Genomic DNA, 13,442 nt, shown 5'->3' with positions numbered 1-13,442 from the left:
ACGTCTGCTCTAAGGGCGATAATGAACACTTTTGTAAACTGCGCAAGCACTAAAGTGCGGTCAGAGTTCGACTATCGTGTAGCCCAGGCGTCGGCTTCGGCTAAACCTATGTCTTTTCGTGGTATTTCTGCGAAGACTGACCGCGCGCCGAACACTGACCCTCTTGGTCAGAGTTTACTATCGTGAACACTGACCGACAGGACGCTTTCGCAGGGCGCATCGAGGAGGCCATCCGGCGCGCCGGTGGAGTGGTGGCGCTGGCCGGAAAGGCCAGCGTTTCGAAGTCTGCTATCGAGAAGTGGCGAAAGGGTGGGGCTGATCCGAGCCTCTCCAACGTGCTGGCGATCGCCGCGGCTTCCGGCGTCGATCCCGCGTGGCTGGCAACCGGCTCTGCCCCTCCGGCAGCTGTGCCGGCCAAGGCCCGCGAGGATTTCCCATCCGTGCCGCGGTACGACGTCGCCCTGTCGGCCGGCCACGGCGCGTTCATCGAGCGCGCCGAGCAACTCGACAGCATCCCCTTCACCGCCGAGTTCTTCGCGCGCCGCCTGGGCCGCGGCCCCAAGGGCCTCGCCATCGTGGACGCCCGCGGCGACAGCATGGAACCGACCATCTCGGACCGCGATCTGGTGATGATCGACACCACCGACACACAGCTCGCACCGGCGATCTGGGCCTTCACGCTCGATGACAGTGTCCTGGTCAAGCGCCTGCAGCCCATGCAGGCCGGTGCCGTCCAGGTCGCGTCCGACAACCCGGCCTACGCGCCCTTCATGATCGACCGCGCCGAAAGCGACGGCTTCCACCTCATCGGCCGCGTCGTCTGGGTCGGCCGGGTTCTCTGACCTTTCCGCAGCAGACGAACACGGCCCCGGCAGCGATGCCCGGGGCCGTTCTCATTTCTGCTCGATCCGTCCCATTCGGCCTGCGTAAAATGAGCGCCTGACGCTCAGACCGTCCAAAATCGCTTTCGGCCACGAAGCCCGGTGATCCCCAAGGATTGCTGGGCTTTCTGACGTCCACCCGCATTCAGGCGCTGTCCCGTTCGGTTCACCCCCCCACACGTGGCGCGCGATCTCAGGCGTCCTGGAAGGGATGGTAGCGGAGGAGGGATTTGAACCCCCGACACAAGGATTATGATTCCTCTGCTCTAACCAGCTGAGCTACTCCGCCCCAACGTGCCCGTTCGGGTGCCGGGGATTTAGGCGAGGGGGCGCGGGTCGTCAAGCGCAAATCGCGGGGGTGAATGGCCGTTGATGGGGCGGCGGGCAAGGCGGTCGGGACGCGCCGCCGTTGCCCCGGCGCGGCACCCGTGAGCGCCTCCGGGCCGGGGTATTTCGGCCAGAAAAAGCCTTCTCTCCCCGCGACGCGCGGTCACCCGTGCGGCGTCAAAAGAGTCACGCCGGCAGCGGGTCGCACGCCTCGATCCGCACCCCGTCAAAGCCGGCCACAGCCCGCGCCAGCCCCTCCGGCCCGAGCAGGCAGCCCGCGGTCGAGAGCGAGTCGGCCAGCGCGGCGGAAGGCGCCGAGACCGAGACCAGCGACAGGGCTTGGCCCGAGGGCAGGCCGCTCCGCGGATCGATGATGTGGCCCAGCCGCCCCTCGGGGTCGAAGACCGTGGCGCGCGGGGCAGAGCTGGCCACCGCGCGGCCGCTGAGGGGCAGAGCGCGGCCGTTGCTGAGCTGCACCGGCCACGGCCCGCCTTCGGGCGCCGCGCCGCGGGCGGTGATCTCGCCCATCTCGCAAAGCACGTCGGTCAGCCCCAGCGCCCCCAGCCGCGCCGCCACCCGGTCGGTGATGAACCCCTGCGCGATGCCGTTGAGGGTCAGGGCCATGCCGGGGCGGGCCAGCGCCACGCGGGCGGGGGTGACCTCCACCCCCTCCCACCCGGTCAGGGCCAGCGCCGCGCGGCGCTCGGCGTCGGTGACGCCGCGGCCGGCGGCGGCGGCGGTCGCGTGGGCCGCCCAGACCGGCTGCACGGTCGGATCGAAGGCCCCCTCCGTCGCCCCGTGGACCACCCCGGCCAGCGTCAGCAGCTCGACCATCTCGGTCGAGGGCGCCGGCAGCACCCCCTCGCGGTTGAGCCGCGCGAGTTCGGAATCCGTCCGGTAGAGACTGAAGATGCGCTCGAGCCGCGCCAACTCGTCCAGCGCCGCCGCCACCAGTCGGTCGGCGTCGGGATGGGCGAGGATCAGCCGCGCCTCGGCGCCCAGCGCGATGCCGCGCCAGTCGGTGACCGGCAGCGCCACGCCCGCACCCCCCGCACCCAAAGCCTGCACCGCGGCGGGGGCGAGCGCGCCCAGCGCGGCGATGGTGATGAAGCGGCGGCGGCTGAGGGTCATGGCTGTTTCTCCTGCTCGGCCGACAGCGCCTTGAGGCGCGCGGCGAAATCGCTGTCGTCCTGGGTCTCGCTGGTCCCGGCGGGGCCGTCGGGGGCCAGCACCACCTCGGCCGGGATCGCGTCGAGCCGCGCGACGCTTCCGCCGTGGCGGCCGGCAAAGTGGCGCGCGGCGCCCTCGGTCCCGAAGGGGATCAGTTCGGGCGTGCCCATGCCCCCCGCCTGGTCCGAGCCCGTGACGTAGAAGGCCGCCTCCGCGTCGATCCAGTTCATCGCGCCCGGCGCCTCCCACGGGGCGGCGGCCATGTCGCTGACGTAGATCGCGGTGATCTCACCCTCCTGCTCGGGCAGCAGGCGGAAGGCGGCGGCGTCGCGGACCTGGCTGAAGAACAGCGGATGGGTCATGCCCTTGAGATGCACCTGCGCCTTGGGGCCGGGATGCTCGAGCAGGTTCATCTGGCAGAAATGCCCCACCGCCTCGGCGGTCATCGGGACCGGATCGGGGCGGGCCACGGCCTCCTCGCGGCAGGCGGCGAGCGCGAGGAGCAGCGCGAGGGTGCGCGCGGCCCTCACGGCGTCACCGGGCGGAAGGCGGCGGTGGCGAGGCCCAGCGTCACCAGCGGCCAGAGCACCAGCGAGACCAGCGCCTGCCACAGCGGGATGGTCGCCGCCGCCCCGCCGAGGCCCGCGGCGGCGGCGGTCGCCTCGCTGGCGCCGAGGTTGTAGAGGCGGAAGGCGTCGGCGGGGTTGGCCAGAAGCAGCGCCGGCAGCGCGCGCCCCAGCGCTTCGCCGCCCTGCGACACGATGAGGCCCAGCAGCGCGAGGTCGTAGAGCACCACCGCGACCAGCCAGATCCCGATCGCCATCCCCGCCGCGCCCGACGGCCGGCGCGACAGCGCCGAGGCGAGGTAGCCCGCGCCGAGGAACGAGGCCCCGAGCAGCACCGAGGTCCAGCCGAGCCGGATCAGCGCCGGCACCCCCCGCGCGGCGCCGGCGTCGCCCAGCCGCGCGGCCGCGGCGGCGAGGCCGTAGCCCACGGCGATCGCCAGCGTCAGGATCGCCAGATGGGCGAGGAACTTGCCCGCCAGCACCTGCGCGCGGGTGACCGGATAGGTCAGCAAAAGCGGCAGGGTGCCGCGCTCGACCTCGCCCGCGACGGCGTCGAAGGACATCAGCAGCGCGACCAGCGGCACGAGATAGACGGCGAGGCTGGTGAGCGACGCCACCACCACCGACAGCCGGTCGGCGCCGAGCGCGCCCGAGGGGGCCGAGCCCGCGGCCGCGAGCGCCAGCGAGAACAGGCCCATGAGCGCCACGGCGATCAGCACCCAGCGATTGCGGGCGGCGATGCGCAGCTCGGCGCGGGCGAGGGCGAGGATGCGGGTCATGCGGCGACCTCCTGCGCGGGCAGATCGCGGCGGCTGATACGGGCGTAGATGTCCTCGAGGCTCGGCGGCTGGATGTCCACGTCGGCGAGCCACGCCTGCGCCGCGCCCACCCGGGCCAGCGCGGCGAGCTTGCCGGCCCGCGGCACCGCCAGCCGCAGCGCGCCGGGGCTGCGCTCGGCCTCGGGGAAGGCCTGGGCCAGCGCGTCCTCGTGCCCGGGCGCGGGGGTGAGCAGGAAGACCACCGGCAGGTCGGCCTCGGCCCGCAGCGCCTCCATCGCGCCCAGCGCCACCAGGCGCCCGTGCGCGAGGATCGCCATGCGGTCGGTGCGCGCCTCGACCTCGGTCAGCGCGTGGGACGAGAGCAGCACGGCCGTGCCCCCCGCCGCCAGCTCGTCGAGCAGGGCGTAGAACTCGCGCCGCGAGACGGGGTCGAGGCCCGAGGTCGGCTCGTCCAGCACCAGCAGCCGCGGGTGCCCGATCAGCGCCTGTGCCAGGCCTACGCGCTGCCGCATCCCCTTGGAATAGGTGCCGATCCGGCGGTCGGCGGCATCCGCCAGCCCCACCCGCGCGAGCAGGTCGCCCGCCAGCCGCGCGGGCTCGCGCCGCAGCGCCAGATAGGCGCGGATCTGCTCGCGCCCGGTCAGCGCCGGGTGGAAGGCCACGTTCTCGGGCAGGTAGGCCGTGCCCTCGCGGGCCGCGGCACTGCCCGGGGCGGCGCCCAGCACCCGCACCTCGCCCGAGGTCGCGGGGATCAGCCCCAGCACGATCTTCATCAGCGTGGACTTGCCCGCGCCGTTGTGGCCCAGAAGCGCCACCCGCTCGCCGGGGGCGACCTCGAGCGTCACGTCATTGAGTGCGGTCACCGCGCCGAAGCGCCTAGTGAGCCGTGAGAGGGTCAAGCTGCTCATCATCTTGTCCTTGGGCCGCGCGGGCGGCCTTGGCCGCGGCGGCGGCGGTCTCGATCTCGGGCGAAAGCGCGACTGCGGGCGGCGCCATCAGGGGGAAGCTGTCCACCACCCCGCCGGGCAGGGTCGCGGGAAAGCTCGACTGGCTGTAGCGCACGAGCTGCACCACCGGCGAGCCGGTCAGCAGCGCGGCCGCGGGCTGGGACCACAGCACGTGGTCCATCAGGTCGTTGGGCCGGAACCGGCTGTCGGCGATCCCGTCGCCGTTCAGGTCGAAGTTCGCATGGTCCGACCAATAGTTGCCGCGACCCTCGAGGCTCCACTCCACATCCCGGGTGCCGACGTATTTCACCTGCGTCCGGTTGCCCAGGAAGCCGTTGCCGGTGATGGCGTTCTTCTCGGACCCGGCGGTGAAGTGGATGCCGATGTCACAGCCCTCGAAGCGGTTGCCGGCGATGATGTTGCGGTGCGAGTTGTAGACGAAGACGCCCTTTTCCGCCCCGCGGATCAGGTTGCCGGTCACGTCCGAGTTGTTGGTGTAGTTGAACATCAGCCCCTGCGCGCGGTCGTTCAGGCTGACGTTGTCACGCACCTTGAGCCGCTCGGAATACATCAGCGCATAGCCGAGGTGGTTCGAGAGCGACACGTTGCCCGCGATGGTGCTGTCGTGGGCGTACATGTAGTGGACGGCGAAGCGCAGGTTGGTGAAGCGGTTGCGGGTGAAGGTCAGCTTGCGGCCGATGGTGACGTAGATGCCGTCGCGGCCCGAGTCGATCACGTTGCCGTCCACGACCAGCCCCGGCGAGGTCCACACATAGACGCCGTTGCCGCGGTCGTTCATGCGCCGGTCGCGGCGGCCCTCGATCAGGTTGCCGCGCACGGTGACGTCCTGCCCGCCGTGGACGTCGACGCCGTAGAGGTTGCCGACGATGCGGTTGCCCTCAACCACCGCCCGGTCGCCGCCCTTCTTGACCTGCACGCCGCTGTCGATGTCCTGGTGCGACGACCCCGACCCGGTGAGGGTCAGGCCGCGCACCACCGCGTCGGGCGCGGTGATGGTGATGACAGAGCCGGTGCCGTGCGCGTCGATCACCGCCTCGGTGGCGGGGTCGGGGGCGCGCGTCTCAAGCGGCGCGGCGCCGGCGGGGCCGGTCACCGGCGCGGTGCCGGGGCCCTGCAGCGTCAGCGGCTTGTCGAGCGTCACCGGGCCGTCATGGCGGCCCGGCGACAGGGTCAGCACGTCGCCCGGGGCGGCGGCCGCGATGGCCGCCGCGAGCGCCCCCGCGCCCGGCGCCACCGCACGCTCGGCCGCGCGGCCGGGGCCGGGCAGCACGAGCGCGAGGGCGAGCGCGAGCAGGGGGGCGAGGGCGTGGCGCATGGTCAGGCGGTCTTCGGCTCGACCAGCATCCGGCCGCGCATCTCCATGTGCAGGGCGTGGCAGAACCACTGGCAATAGTACCAGTAGACCCCCGGCATCGCCGCCGTGAAGGTGACCGACGCGGTGGCCTGCGGCGCGATCTCCATCGCCACGCCGTGGTTGCCCAAGGTGAAGCCGTGGGTCAGGTCGTCCAGATCGTCGAGGTTGGTGACGATGACCGTGACCTCGTCGCCTTCCTTGACGGTGAACTTCTCGAGGCTGAAGTTCGGCGCCTGGCTGGACATGTAAACCCGGACCTTCTTGGGGTCGTCCTTGTCGCGGATCACCTGGTCGGTCCATTCGTCGAGGTTGATGCCGTCTGCCTCGGCCTGCTTGCGGGTGTCGGCCCAGAACGGGTCGTTGCGGTCCCACACCGACTTGATGTTCGACATGATGTCGGCGCGGACAGCGATCGCGTCATGGGGCTCGGCAAAGTTCGGGCCGTCATGGACCAGCTTCATCTCGTCGCCCGAGATGTCGATCAGCTGGTCGTTTTCCGGCTTCAGCGGGCCGACGTTGATGAAGCGGTCCTTGGAAAACTTGGACAGACAGACCATCCAGCGGCCGTCCGCGTCCAGCGTCTCGCCCATCGAGGTCTTCAGGTGGCCCGGCTGGTAGTGCACGTCCAGCTTCTGCCGGATCGGGTCCACCTGTTCGCCGTTGTGGGCCTTGATGGCGTCCTCGATGTTCCACTTGACCACCTGGCTGTCGAGGAACAGCGTCGTGAAGGCGTTGCCCTTGCCGTCAAAGGCGGTGTGCAGCGGACCAAGCCCGACCTCGGGCTGGGCGACGATGACCGACGCGGGCTCGGCCTTGTCCTCGAACACGTCGGCCAGTTTCGTCACGTCGATCACGCTGACCGTGGGCGACAGCTTGCCGCCGATGCACAGGTGCTTCTTGTCGGGCGCCATGTTGCAGCCATGCGGGTTCGACGGGATCGGGATGTAGCGGGTCAGCTTCTTGGCCGCGTTTTCCTTGCGTCCGTCCAGAACCTTGACGCCCTGCACCTCTTCATAGTCGCCGGCGGCGATGGCGGCCTCGATGGCCTCAAGGTTGAAGACCACGACGTGGTCCAGCTCGCTCTCCATCATCTCGGCCGAGTTCACGCCCATTTCCGAGTTGTACGAGGTCGAGAAGGCGTACTTGCCCTCATAGTCGGCGTCGCAGTTGTCGAGGTTGCCCGACACGATCACCTGCCAGGCCACCGTCATCGTTTCGGTGTCCACGGCGCTGAAGAAGTTGATGTATTTCGACGGATCGTCCAGCACCGAGCCGTCGTTGACCATCGGCGCCTCGTCCTCGCCGTTGCAGAAGAGGTATTTGGACGAGGGGACCTTCTGCGGACGCATCCCGTGGATCCCCTTGGCGTTCGGGATTTCAAGGATCTTGTCGCACTTCATCACGTCGCAGCGGACCCGCGCCACGCGGGTGTTCGCCTTGTCGTTCATGAACAGGTATTTGCCGTCGTAGGTGCCGTCCGTATAGCTCATGTGGACGTGGTGCAGGTCGCCGTTGTCGTGGACCTTCTTGCCCTGCGCGGCCAGGTAGGCGCGGGTCTTGTCGGTCATCGTCTCGGTCAGCACCTTGAGCGATTCGTTGGTCTGCCCCCAGCCGGTGGCCGAGCAGCGGTTGAACACCGGGATCCGCATCAGCTCGCGCATCGAGGGGATGCCGAGGATGCGCACCTCGCCGGTCTGCCCGGACGACCAGAACCCGTAATAGCTGTCCAGCTCGCCCGGATGCAGGATCCACGGCGTCGCGCCCTCGGCCGGGGCCTGCGCCGCGGCCGGGGTCGCCGAGGCGGTGGCCAGCGCCGCGGCGCCCGCGCCGCCCATCAGTCCCAGCCGCGCCGCGCCGGCCCCGCCGAGGGCCGCCAGCCCCCCCACGCCGGCCGTGGCGCCCAGAAGGCCGCGGCGGCTGATGCCGTTGGTCTCGCTCATGTCAGTTCCCCTTTTGCCTTGATGTTGGGATGGTTCAGGATCCGGTCCAGCGATGCCGCGCTGGCCGAAGCGGTTTCCCGGCGTTTCAGCGTGCGCTGGACGACCGGGCATTTCTCTTTCGAGTGGTAGAGCACCTGGCAATGCATGCAGTTCAGGCACTCGTTCGGGTTGATCTGCCCGGTCGGATGGATGGCCTGGACCATGCATTCGACCCCGCAGGTCTGGCAGGGGTTGCCGCATTCCCGATAGCGTTTCAGCCAGTCGAACATGCGGATCCGCGCCGGGATCGCCAGCCCCGCCCCCAGCGGGCAGAGATAGCGGCAGTAGAAGCGTTCGACGAACAGCCCCATGACCAGCAGCCAAGCGGCGTAAAGGACGAAGGGCCACTCGCGCACGAACTTGAGGATGATCGCGGTCTTGAACGGCTCGACCTCGGCCAGATGTTCGGCGCGGTCGAGGCTCATCAGCGAGACCGCGAAGAGACCGAGGAAGATCATGTACTTGACCGGCCACAGCCGCTCGTGCAGCCCCCACGGCAGGCGCCACTGCGGCACACCCAGGCGGCGGGCGATGTGGTTCGTCAGCTCCTGCAGCGCGCCGAAGGGGCAGAGCCAGCCGCAATAGGCGCCGCGGCCCCAGAAGATCAGCGCCGCCGCCACCGCGAACCACAGGATGAAGGTCAGCGGATCGAGCAGGAACGCCTGCCACGAGAAGCCGGTGGTGAGCGAGTTGAACAGCGCGAGGATGTTCACCACGGAAAGCTGCGCGTTCATCATCCAGCCGAGCCACACCAGCGTGACGGTCAGGAAGGCGTAGCGGAACACCGCCACCGCGCGGGCCGAGCGCGACAGGTAGTCCTGGAAGAAGAAGGCGAGCGTCAGCACCCCCAGCATCACCAGCAGCGCGGCGATCTGCGGGGTCTTCGCCTCCCAGATGCGCTTCCAGAGCTGGGCCTGGGCGTCGGCCTCGGCATTCGCCGCCTGGGCCATGACCTCGGCCGGCGGCGCGGCGGCGAGCGGCGTGGTGGCCTGGCCCTGCGCTGCGGGCGCGGGGGCGGCGGCGGCTGCCGTCGGGGCAGGGGCCGGGGCAGGGGCCGCGGCGGCGGGCTGCGGGGCCGCGCGCAGATAGGCGGCGGGCAGCTGGTAGTCCATCTCGAAGGTGGTGAAGGCCTTGTCGATGGCCGCCACCTGCCGGAACACCAGCAGTTGCAGCCGGAACGGCTTGGCCGGGTCGAAGCCCGCGTCGGCGGGGATCTTGAACAGGTCCATCTCGGTGAACTTCGGCGCGCCCTCGGCGGCGAGCGCGTTCATCCGCCGGTGCTGGCGGTCGCGGAACCGCACCGAGCTGTCGCCCTGCATGAGCTGGATGCGGTCGAAGATGCCGCCGCGGACATAGCCCGAGCCCTTGAAGGAATAGAGCCCGTTGCCGAGCACCATGATCGCGTGCTCGCCGGGCTTGAGCCATTCCGCGAGGTTCTTGGCCCCCTGTTCGCCCAGAAGCGCGCGGGCGATGGAGGGCTCGCTGACCAGCGCGAGCCGCAGGTCGATGAAGCTGGTCTCGGGCGGCTCGGTCAGCGGGCGCTCGCGGGCGCGGGGGTCGGCGTGGTTGGCGAAGGTCTGGTTGACCGTCGCCACGTCGATGGCCAGCCGGCGCACGGTGCCGTCCCCCTCGAGCGTCGCCCAGTCGGTGGCGGCCTTCGCGTCGGGGTTCAGCTCCATCACCGGGCCCGCGGCAGCGGCGGCTTGCGCGGGCGCGGCGCCCAGACCGCCCAGCCCCAGCGCGCGGGCGACGTGCAGGCCCGAGCGGACGATCGAATCGTCGATCACCATGACCGTGACGGTCGCGCCCGAGATGATGTTGAGCTTGTGGGCCGAGCCCCCGGCCTGCGCCTCGGCCCGCAGGTCGAGGCCGACGTAGCCCGCCGCCATCTCCTGGATCTTCTCGTTCGGGATGCCGATCAGGACGATGGGCTCGGAATGCTTCACCAGACGCACGCCCAGCACCTTGGCGTCCGCGTCCACCGCCACGGCGGTGTGGATCGGCTTGCCGGAATAGCCGGTGGTGCCGACGAAATCCGAGGTGATGTAGACCCAGCCGAGCTGATCCGCGCCGCGCATCACCGGCGCCACCGCCAGGTCGGGGCGGATCGGCCCGAAGCCGTCGGCGCCCGGCACGATGTCGCCGGGGGCGAGGTCGGGCAGAAGCTGCGCCAGATGCGAGGCGGCGGTGTTGGCCGCCGCGGCCGCCGGGGCCGGCGCGCCCGGGGTCGTCTGGGCGCGGCCCGGCTGCGGCATCAGCAGGACCAGCGCGAGGCAGAGAAGCGAAAGGGTACGGACAAGACGCATCATTCAGGTCACCCTCGGGGGGCCTCGCGCGGGGAAGGGTTGTGCTTCGCGGCCCGGCACGGGCTGGGCACGCGGCAGGGACCGGCCAAGCCGGACGAACTCCGCGCCGCGCTCGGGCGCGGGCGGGGGAAAGTGACCCGCAACCGGTTGCGGCTGCGGCAGGCAGTCGGGGCAATGCCGGCAGGCGGGGGCGCGGGCGGGCTCGGGATGGCCGTCCGGCCCGATCACCACCGTGACCGCGCCGGCCTCGGCGCACAGCACGACCGCGACGCCCTCGCCGCGCATCGGCTGGGCGAGCGTCGCCACGGGGGCGAGGCCCAGCGCGCAGACGGCAAGAAATGTCAGGACGGCCCGGAACATGGTCCGGGTGATACGCCCCGCACCCGTCGCTGCCATGACATCAGTCAAGCGCCCCGGCGCGACGCCGCGCTGCACCCCGCGCTTGCCTTGCGGCGCGTCACGGGGCAGGGAAACGGCAGGGGCCCGGCTGCGTTCGGGCCGTGACGGGAAAGAGGATAACGGATGGCCGACGACCCCTATGCCGCGCTGGGCGTTTCGCGGACGGCGACCGAGGCCGAGCTTAAGAAGGCCTATCGCAAGATCGCCAAGTCCGACCACCCGGACCTGAACGACGACCCGGCGGCGCAGGAGCGCTTCAAGGCCGCCTCGGCCGCATATGACCTGCTCAAGGACCCCGAGCAGCGCGCCCGCTTCGACCGGGGCGAGATCGACGCGCAGGGGCAGGAGCGGCCGCAGCGCCGCTACTATCGCGACTTCGCCGAGGCGCAGGGCAACCCCTACCGCGAGCAGGCGCATTACGGCGACTTCTCGGACGTGTTCGCCGACCTCTTCGGCGATGGCGTCGGCGGCGCGCGGGCCGGGCGCCGGGGCGGCGGGGGCGCGCGCAGCTTCGACATGCGCGGGCAGGACCACCGCTATACGCTCGAGGTCGATTTCCTGACCGCCGCGCGGGGCGGCACGACGCGGATCACGCTGCCCGACGGCAACATGCTTGACGTGGCGATCCCGGCCGGGACGCGCGATGGCCAGACCATCCGGCTGCGCGGCAAGGGCGGCGCGGGGATGGGCGACGGCGCCGCCGGCGACGCGCTGCTGCAGGTCACGGTGGCCGACCACCCGGACTGGCGGCGCGACGGCGACGACGTGATCACCATCCTGCCGATCTCGCTCGACGAGGCGGTGCTGGGCGCCAAGGTCGAGGCCGAGACGCTCGACGGGCCGGTGAAGCTGACGGTGCCCGCGGGCGCCTCGTCCGGGCGCAAGCTCAGGCTGCGCGGCCGCGGGCTGAAGGGCGAGGGCGGAAAGCGCGGCGACCAGTATGTCGAGCTGCGGATCATGCTGCCGCCGGTGATCGACGACGAGCTCGAGAGCTTCATCCGGCGCTGGCACGAGGGCCATCCCTATGACCCGCGCGCCGACAAGGGGAGGGGACGATGAGCCGCTCGATGTCGCGCGAGGAACTGCTCGCGCTGATTCCCGAACTCTCCGCCGACCGCCTCGCGGCGCTGACCGAGGCCGGCGTGGTGCGCCCGCTCAAGGCCGACGCCGAGCCGCGCTTTGCCGACATCGACGCGGCGCGGCTGCGGCTGGCGCTCGACCTCGACGAGGCGTTCGAGCTGCATGACGAGGCGCTGCGGCTGGTGCTGTCGCTGATCGACCAGCTGAACGGGATGCGCGGCGACATGCGCGCGGTGCTGGGGGCGCTCGCCGAAGAGCCACCCGAGACCCGGGCCCGCCTGCGCGAGGTGATCGCCCGCGTGGTCGTGATCGAACGCTGAGCGCCGCAGGATGAGCGTCACGCTGCGCGACGGCGGCCCCGACCCGGCGATGGCCGAGGCCGAGGGCGGATGCCACTGCGGCGCGGTGCGGTTCCGGGTGCGGCTCGCCGACGGGCTTCGGACGGCGCGGCGCTGTACCTGCTCCTTCTGCCGGATGAAGGGGACGGTCGCGGTCACCGTCGCCGACGGCGGCTTCACGCTCATCTCGGGCGAGAGCCTGCGCGACTACCGCTTCAACACCGGCACTGCGCAGCACTGGTTCTGCGGGATCTGCGGCATCCCGACCCACCACGCGCGCCGCTCGGTCCCCGGTCAGTTGGCGGTGAACGCGGCCTGCCTCGACGGGGTGTCGCCCTTCGATTTCTTCGACCTGCCGGTGATGGACGGCGAGGCGCACCCGGCCGACAGCGGCGTGTCGCGCGAGGCCGGGCGGCTGCGCTACAGCCCGGCGTAAATCGCCGCGAGCCGCGCCGCCTCGACCTCGAGCCCGAACGGCGGGTTCAGCACCACCATCCCGGACCCGACCATCCCGTGCCCCGGCCGCGCCGGCGGAAACCGCACCTCGGAGCGCAGCGCCTCCGGGTGGGCGGCGGCCAGCGCCTGGGCCATCGGCCGGTGGCGGGCGTCGCTCAGGATCGGATACCAGAGCGCGATCACGCCGACGTTCCACTTGCCCGCCATGCGCCCGATCCAGCCCGGCAGCCGGTCATAGTCGGCCTTGACCTCATAGCTCGGGTCGATGAGCAGCAGCCCCCGCCGCGGGGTCGGCGGCAGCAGCGCGTTGGCCATGGCGAACCCGTCCTCGTGGCGCAGGTCGGCGAACCCCGCCACCGCCTGAAGCGCTGCGAACTCGGCCGGGTGCAGCTCGGCGAGATGCGCGCGGTCGCCCGGCCGCAGCAGCGCCCCAGCCACCAGCGGCGAACCGGGATAGGCGTCCGGCCCGTGCGCCGCCCGGACCGCTTCGAGCGCCGTGCGCAACGGGTGGCCCTCGGGCAGCCAGCCCTCGGCCAGCGCGCGGGTGATCCCGGCGGCGGCCTCGCCCGTGCGCCGCGCCTCGGGGGCGCCGAGGTCATAGAGGCCGCGCCCGGCGTGGGTCTCGAGGTAGGTGAGCGGCTTGGGCTTCTCGACCATCCGCGCCAGCGCCACGGCCAGCAGCGCGTGCTTGTGCACGTCGGCCAGGTTTCCGGCGTGATATGCGTGCTGATAGGACAACATGGGATCGGGGGTAATCCGCACGGCCGTCGAAGGAAAGGGTCGGAATGAAAAGCGGCGGCGCCCAGGGAGGAGGAGGGGCGCCGCCGCACAACGCTGGC

Annotated in this window: 13 protein-coding genes and 1 tRNA gene; 4 read left to right on the top strand and 10 right to left on the bottom strand. The window is 71.2% G+C overall.

Translation table 11 applies throughout. The features are described 5' to 3' along the window. Positions 1 to 182 precede the first annotated feature (182 nt). A complete protein-coding gene (locus tag BLW17_RS17615; RefSeq protein ID WP_139305893.1) occupies positions 183 to 842 on the top strand; it encodes an XRE family transcriptional regulator in 660 nt (219 codons plus the stop codon). 251 nt (positions 843 to 1,093) lie between these two features. Here BLW17_RS17615 and BLW17_RS03300 read toward each other — a convergent pair. From BLW17_RS03300 to BLW17_RS03260, 9 genes are all read right to left on the bottom strand, one after another. Then, positions 1,094 to 1,170: transfer RNA gene (locus BLW17_RS03300), tRNA-Met, on the bottom strand. Positions 1,171 to 1,394: 224 nt separating this feature from the next. After that, on the bottom strand, positions 1,395 to 2,339 hold the full coding sequence (locus BLW17_RS03295; protein WP_036730681.1) for an FAD:protein FMN transferase: 945 nt from the start codon (positions 2,337 to 2,339) through the stop codon (positions 1,395 to 1,397). Further along, the gene (locus BLW17_RS03290) at positions 2,336 to 2,908 is read right to left on the bottom strand and encodes a nitrous oxide reductase accessory protein NosL (RefSeq protein WP_036730684.1); all 573 of its coding nucleotides are present in this window, start codon (positions 2,906 to 2,908) and stop codon (positions 2,336 to 2,338) included. Before BLW17_RS03290 ends, BLW17_RS03295 begins: the two co-directional genes overlap by 4 nt. Then, entirely contained in the window at positions 2,905 to 3,723 is an 819-nt protein-coding gene (locus BLW17_RS03285) for an ABC transporter permease (RefSeq protein ID WP_036730687.1), read from the bottom strand. Before BLW17_RS03285 ends, BLW17_RS03290 begins: the two co-directional genes overlap by 4 nt. Next, positions 3,720 to 4,634 (bottom strand): ABC transporter ATP-binding protein, encoded by a 915-nt coding sequence (locus BLW17_RS03280; RefSeq protein ID WP_036730690.1) that lies wholly within the window; start codon positions 4,632 to 4,634, stop codon positions 3,720 to 3,722. Before BLW17_RS03280 ends, BLW17_RS03285 begins: the two co-directional genes overlap by 4 nt. Further along, positions 4,600 to 6,006 carry a nitrous oxide reductase family maturation protein NosD gene (locus BLW17_RS03275; protein WP_036730693.1) on the bottom strand — a complete coding sequence of 469 codons (1,407 nt, stop codon included), beginning with the start codon at positions 6,004 to 6,006 and terminating at the stop codon, positions 4,600 to 4,602. The genes BLW17_RS03280 and BLW17_RS03275 overlap by 35 nt, the downstream gene beginning before the upstream one ends. A 2-nt stretch (positions 6,007 to 6,008) precedes the next feature. After that, positions 6,009 to 7,985 (bottom strand): TAT-dependent nitrous-oxide reductase, encoded by a 1,977-nt coding sequence (nosZ, locus tag BLW17_RS03270; protein WP_036730695.1) that lies wholly within the window; start codon positions 7,983 to 7,985, stop codon positions 6,009 to 6,011. Then, complete coding sequence (locus BLW17_RS03265; RefSeq protein WP_074826261.1) at positions 7,982 to 10,279, bottom strand: 4Fe-4S binding protein; 2,298 nt, start codon at positions 10,277 to 10,279, stop codon at positions 7,982 to 7,984. The genes nosZ and BLW17_RS03265 overlap by 4 nt, the downstream gene beginning before the upstream one ends. A gap of 54 nt (positions 10,280 to 10,333) precedes the next feature. Beyond that, complete coding sequence (locus BLW17_RS03260) at positions 10,334 to 10,726, bottom strand: hypothetical protein (protein WP_139305892.1); 393 nt, start codon at positions 10,724 to 10,726, stop codon at positions 10,334 to 10,336. A gap of 126 nt (positions 10,727 to 10,852) precedes the next feature. On the opposite strand from BLW17_RS03260, the gene BLW17_RS03255 reads away from it, so the two are divergent. From BLW17_RS03255 to BLW17_RS03245, 3 genes are read left to right on the top strand one after another with little or no spacing between them, the layout of a single operon-like run. Next, positions 10,853 to 11,788, top strand: coding sequence for a DnaJ C-terminal domain-containing protein (locus tag BLW17_RS03255; protein WP_052176104.1), 936 nt, complete (start codon positions 10,853 to 10,855; stop codon positions 11,786 to 11,788). Then, positions 11,785 to 12,129, top strand: a complete 345-nt coding sequence (locus tag BLW17_RS03250) for a hypothetical protein (RefSeq protein ID WP_052171758.1) — start codon at positions 11,785 to 11,787, stop codon at positions 12,127 to 12,129. The genes BLW17_RS03255 and BLW17_RS03250 overlap by 4 nt, the downstream gene beginning before the upstream one ends. A 10-nt stretch (positions 12,130 to 12,139) precedes the next feature. Continuing rightward, a complete protein-coding gene (locus BLW17_RS03245; RefSeq protein ID WP_170835573.1) occupies positions 12,140 to 12,583 on the top strand; it encodes a GFA family protein in 444 nt (147 codons plus the stop codon). Here the strand turns inward: BLW17_RS03245 and BLW17_RS03240 are convergent. Further along, positions 12,568 to 13,344, bottom strand: coding sequence for a 23S rRNA (adenine(2030)-N(6))-methyltransferase RlmJ (locus tag BLW17_RS03240; RefSeq protein WP_036730703.1), 777 nt, complete (start codon positions 13,342 to 13,344; stop codon positions 12,568 to 12,570). The two genes, BLW17_RS03245 and BLW17_RS03240, sit on opposite strands and share 16 nt — an antisense overlap. Between the last annotated feature and the right edge of the window lie 98 nt (positions 13,345 to 13,442).

It is taken from the genome of Paracoccus sanguinis (assembly GCF_900106665.1).
GTDB lineage: Bacteria > Pseudomonadota > Alphaproteobacteria > Rhodobacterales > Rhodobacteraceae > Paracoccus > Paracoccus panacisoli.
The sequence above is the reverse complement of the archived record's forward strand: the minus strand, read 5'-3'. Positions and strand labels throughout refer to the sequence as shown.

Coding starts and splice junctions, on each gene's coding strand:
- BLW17_RS03295 (WP_036730681.1), bottom strand. CDS start 2,339: ATGACCCTCAGCCGCCGCCGCTTCATCACCATCGCCGCGCTGGGCGCG.
- BLW17_RS03285 (WP_036730687.1), bottom strand. CDS start 3,723: ATGACCCGCATCCTCGCCCTCGCCCGCGCCGAGCTGCGCATCGCCGCC.
- BLW17_RS03280 (WP_036730690.1), bottom strand. CDS start 4,634: ATGATGAGCAGCTTGACCCTCTCACGGCTCACTAGGCGCTTCGGCGCG.
- BLW17_RS03275 (WP_036730693.1), bottom strand. CDS start 6,006: ATGCGCCACGCCCTCGCCCCCCTGCTCGCGCTCGCCCTCGCGCTCGTG.
- nosZ (WP_036730695.1), bottom strand. CDS start 7,985: ATGAGCGAGACCAACGGCATCAGCCGCCGCGGCCTTCTGGGCGCCACG.
- BLW17_RS03265 (WP_074826261.1), bottom strand. CDS start 10,279: ATGCCGCAGCCGGGCCGCGCCCAGACGACCCCGGGCGCGCCGGCCCCG.
- BLW17_RS03260 (WP_139305892.1), bottom strand. CDS start 10,726: ATGGCAGCGACGGGTGCGGGGCGTATCACCCGGACCATGTTCCGGGCC.
- BLW17_RS03255 (WP_052176104.1), top strand. CDS start 10,853: ATGGCCGACGACCCCTATGCCGCGCTGGGCGTTTCGCGGACGGCGACC.
- BLW17_RS03250 (WP_052171758.1), top strand. CDS start 11,785: ATGAGCCGCTCGATGTCGCGCGAGGAACTGCTCGCGCTGATTCCCGAA.
- BLW17_RS03245 (WP_170835573.1), top strand. CDS start 12,140: ATGAGCGTCACGCTGCGCGACGGCGGCCCCGACCCGGCGATGGCCGAG.
- BLW17_RS03240 (WP_036730703.1), bottom strand. CDS start 13,344: ATGTTGTCCTATCAGCACGCATATCACGCCGGAAACCTGGCCGACGTG.